Annotated in this window: 3 protein-coding genes; all 3 read left to right on the forward strand. The window is 60.6% G+C overall.

Going from position 1 to position 2,836, the window contains the following annotated elements; translation table 11 throughout:
- Positions 1-1,077 (forward strand): adenylosuccinate lyase (gene purB, locus ACP7A2_RS25220; protein ID WP_426136508.1); only part of this gene is annotated, 1,077 nt, incomplete at its 5' end.
- Positions 1,078-1,161: 84 nt separating this feature from the next.
- Positions 1,162-2,331 (forward strand): JmjC domain-containing protein, encoded by a 1,170-nt coding sequence (locus ACP7A2_RS25225; protein WP_426136510.1) that lies wholly within the window; start codon positions 1,162-1,164, stop codon positions 2,329-2,331.
- Positions 2,324-2,746 (forward strand): GNAT family N-acetyltransferase, encoded by a 423-nt coding sequence (locus ACP7A2_RS25230; RefSeq protein WP_426136511.1) that lies wholly within the window; start codon positions 2,324-2,326, stop codon positions 2,744-2,746. Before ACP7A2_RS25225 ends, ACP7A2_RS25230 begins: the two co-directional genes overlap by 8 nt.
- Positions 2,747-2,836: the final 90 nt, after the last annotated feature.

A 2,836-nucleotide genomic window follows, 5' to 3' on the forward strand; every position in this document is an offset into this window, starting at 1 on the left:
TTGCTCAAAGAGCAAGCGGCCAAGCTGCCGGAACTGGCCCAGGTCAGCGAGTTCATCCACTTTGCCTGCACCAGCGAGGACATCAACAACCTGTCCCACGCCCTGATGCTGCGCGAAGGCCGTGATGACGTGATGCTGCCGCTGATGCGCCAGACCGCCAACGCCATTCGCGAACTGGCGATCCGTTTTGCTGACGTGCCAATGCTGTCGCGCACCCACGGCCAGCCGGCTTCGCCGACCACCCTGGGTAAAGAACTGGCCAACGTGGTGTACCGCCTGGAGCGTCAGATCGCTCAAGTCGCCGCCGTACCGCTGCTGGGCAAGATCAACGGCGCCGTGGGCAATTACAACGCTCACCTCTCCGCCTACCCGGAAATCGACTGGGAAGAAAACGCCCGCGCCTTCATCGAAGACGAACTGGGCCTGGGTTTCAACCCGTACACCACCCAGATCGAACCGCACGACTACATCGCCGAGCTGTTCGATGCGATTGCGCGCTTCAACACCATCCTGATCGACTTTGATCGCGATATCTGGGGTTACATCTCCCTGGGCTACTTCAAGCAGCGCACCATTGCCGGTGAAATCGGTTCGTCGACCATGCCGCACAAGGTCAACCCGATTGACTTCGAAAACTCCGAAGGCAACCTCGGCATCGCCAACGCCCTGTTCCAGCACCTGGCCAGCAAGTTGCCAATCTCCCGCTGGCAGCGCGACCTGACCGACTCCACCGTACTGCGCAACCTCGGCGTGGGCTTCGCTCACAGCGTGATCGCGTATGAAGCCAGCCTCAAAGGCATCAGCAAGCTGGAGCTCAACGCGCAGAAGATCGCCGCTGACCTGGACGCGTGCTGGGAAGTGTTGGCTGAGCCGATCCAGACCGTGATGCGCCGCTACAACATCGAAAACCCTTACGAGAAGCTCAAAGAGTTGACGCGCGGCAAGGGCATTACCTCCGAAGCGCTGCAAACTTTCATCGACGGCCTGGACATGCCAGCCGCCGCCAAGGCCGAGCTGAAACTGCTCACCCCGGCCAACTACATCGGCAACGCTGTAGAGCAAGCCAAGCGCATCTGATCAGCGCAAGCCCCTTTGAGACGCCCGGCAGCGCCGGGCGTTTTTATTCCAGTCTGAAAAGTACTTTTTTTCAATAGGTTACACATGAATCCTGATATCCCTCTTCAACTTCTGGGCGGCATCACGGCACGGGAATTCCTGCGCGACTACTGGCAGAAAAAACCCTTGCTGATCCGTCAGGCCATCCCTGATTTCGAAAGCCCGATCGACGCCGACGAACTGGCCGGCCTTGCGCTGGAAGAAGAAGTCGAATCGCGCCTGGTGATCGAGCACGGCGAGCGCCCTTGGGAACTGCGTCGCGGCCCGTTCGCTGAAGATGCCTTCAGCACCCTGCCCGAGCGTGAGTGGACCCTGCTGGTGCAGGCCGTCGACCAGTTCGTGCCGGAAGTGGCCGAGCTGCTGGAGCAGTTCCGCTTCCTGCCGAGCTGGCGTATCGATGACGTGATGATCAGCTTCGCCGCACCCGGCGGCAGCGTGGGCCCACACTTCGATAACTATGACGTGTTCCTGCTGCAAGCCCAGGGCAAGCGCAACTGGAAAATCGGCCAGATGTGCAGCTCCGAAAGCCCGCTGCTGCAACACGCCGACCTGCGCATCCTCGCCGACTTTGAAGAGAGCGCTGAATGGGTACTGGAACCGGGCGACATGCTTTACCTGCCACCGCGCCTGGCGCATTTCGGCATTGCCGAAGATGACTGCATGACCTATTCGGTCGGCTTCCGCGCACCGAGCGCCGCTGAGGTGCTGACCCACTTCACCGACTTCCTCAGCCAATACCTGACGGACGAAGAGCGTTACACCGACGCCGACGCCCAGCCAGTCAGCGACCCGCACCAGATCCAGAGCGACGCCCTCGACCGCCTGAAAAGCCTGCTGGCCGAGCACATGAGCGACGAGCGCATGTTGCTCACATGGTTCGGCCAGTTCATGACCGAGCCGCGCTACCCGGAACTGGTAGCCGGCCCGGAAGAACTGCAGGAAGCGGACGTAGTCGCCAGCCTGGAAGACGGCGCCGTACTGATCCGCAACCCAAGCGCACGTCTGGCGTGGTCTGAAGTCGACGACGACGTGCTACTGTTCGCCAGCGGCCAGAGCCGTTATCTGCCAGGCAAGCTGCGCGAGCTGTTGAAACTGATTTGCGCCGCCGACGCCTTGCACAGCGACAACCTCGGTGAATGGCTCGCCGACGAAGACGGCCGCGACCTGCTGTGCGAATTGGTCAAGCAAGGAAGCCTGGGATTTGCTGATGAATAAACTTCACGTAAGTGTCGCGGACTGGCGAAAGGATATCGACGAGATTCGGCGCATTCGTGAGGCGGTATTTATCGCTGAACAATCGGTTCCACCCGAGCTGGAATGGGATGCCGAAGACGCAGGCGCGGTGCATTTCCTCGCGTTTGAAGGCGACTTCCCGATTGGGACCGCGCGGTTACTGCCCACCGGCGAGATTGGTCGTGTGTCGGTCCTTAAGGATTGGCGCGGGCTGAATGTCGGCGACAAGCTGATGGAAGCCGTGATCGGAGTAGCCGAGAAGCGCGGGCAAACCACGCAGTTTCTCAGCGCGCAGGTGTATGCAGCGCCGTTTTATGAGCGGCTGGGTTTCAAGATCGTCAGCGATGAGTTTCTTGAAGTCGGCATCCCCCATGTGGACATGGTGCGCGAGGGCTGATCTGACTCCCTGTGGCTGTGGCGAGCGGGCTTGCCCCGCGTTGGGTTGCGCAGCAGCCCCAAACTGAGACGCCGCGTTCTTTCTGAAAGA

Origin of the sequence: Pseudomonas sp. PWP3-1b2 (assembly GCF_049896045.1) — a bacterium.
GTDB lineage: Bacteria > Pseudomonadota > Gammaproteobacteria > Pseudomonadales > Pseudomonadaceae > Aquipseudomonas > Aquipseudomonas antarctica_B.